General features: G+C 38.9%; 1 protein-coding gene. It reads right to left on the bottom strand.

Annotation, left to right across the window (positions count from 1 at the left end; genetic code table 11):
- Positions 1 to 1,683: translation initiation factor IF-2 (gene infB / locus AC1DOS_RS19960; RefSeq protein WP_477538886.1), on the bottom strand; the 1,683-nt coding region annotated here is incomplete at both ends.

Below are 1,683 nucleotides of genomic sequence, written 5' to 3'. Positions count from 1 at the left end.
TCATGATAGTTTTTCACAGTTATCCCACATTCATACCCTTTTGCAACTTCTTTTGCATCATCTTTGAAGCGTTTAAGTGAATCTAACTCACCTTCAAATACAACAATGCTGTCACGAATAACACGGATGCCACTATCTCGGCTAATTTTACCTTCAGTTACATAACTTCCAGCAATTGTTCCAATTTTCGTAACCTTAAACGTTTCACGAACTTCAGCTTGACCAATGATTTTTTCTTGGAATTCAGGATCTAGTAATCCAGTCATTGCAGCTTCAATTTCTTCAATTACTTTATAGATAATGCGGTGTAGACGAATGTCCACTCCTTCAGCTTCTGCTGCACGTTTTGCATTAGTATCTGGTCGTACATTAAATCCAATAACGATTGCATTTGAAGCTGCAGCAAGTGAGATATCAGATTCTGTAATTGCACCAGCACCAGTGTGAATGATACGTACATTTACGCCTTCAACTTCAAGCTTCATAAGTGAAGCTGCCATAGCTTCAACAGCACCTTGAACGTCGGCTTTAACAATAATGTTTAACTCTTTCATTTCACCTTGTTTCATTTGGTCAAATAAGTTATCAAGAGTTACACGAGTTTTTTCTGAACGTTGTGCTTGTAGAGCTGTAGATGCACGAGACTCTCCAACTTGGCGAGCTGTTTTCTCATCTTCAAATACTACGAAACGATCTCCAGCTTGAGGCACTTCATTTAACCCAGTAATTTCAACAGGTGTACTTGGACCCGCTTCTTTAACTCGACGACCTAAATCGTTGACCATCGCACGAACACGACCATACGTGTGACCCACTACAATTGGATCTCCAATTTTTAGTGTTCCATCTTGTATTAGAAGTGTTGCGACAGAGCCGCGACCTTTGTCAAGTTGAGCTTCGATTACTGTACCAATTGCACGACGTCTAGAGTCTGCTTTTAGCTCAGCAACTTCAGAAACTAAAAGAATCATTTCTAATAAGTTATCGATACCCTCACCTTTTAAAGCTGAGATAGGTGCAAAGATTGTTTCTCCGCCCCATTCTTCAGAAACTAATCCATGTTCAGTTAATTCTTGCATAACACGTTCAGGATTAGCAGATGGTTTATCCATTTTATTCACAGCAACGATAATTGGCACTTCTGCAGCTTTCGCATGGTTTATTGCTTCAATTGTTTGAGGCATTACACCATCATCAGCAGCTACAACCAAAATCGTAATATCAGTTACTTTTGCTCCACGAGCACGCATCGTTGTAAAGGCTGCGTGTCCAGGTGTATCTAAGAATGTAATTTTCTTGCCATTTTCAACAACTTGGTAAGCTCCAATATGTTGAGTAATTCCGCCAGCTTCACCAGCAGTTACTTTTGTTTTTCGAATTGAATCTAGAAGAGTTGTTTTACCATGGTCAACGTGCCCCATAATTGTTACAACTGGTGGACGTTCTAGTTGAACACCTTGTTCTTCTTGTTCGCCCTCGAAATATCCTTCTAAATCAGAAATATCTACACGAATCTMTTCTTCTACTTCGACACCGTAATCTGTACAAATTAATTCAATTGCATCTTTATCTAACTCTTGGTTAATTGTTGCCATTACACCAAGTAAGAATAATTTTTTGATGATTTCAGATGGCTCTCTACCTAATTTTTTCGCTAGTTCTGCAACTGTTAATGATTCATAG

It is taken from the genome of Paenisporosarcina sp. P5_A11 (assembly GCF_056400705.1).
Note: the sequence above shows the minus strand (reverse complement) of the source record. Positions and strands in the feature narration are given on the sequence as shown.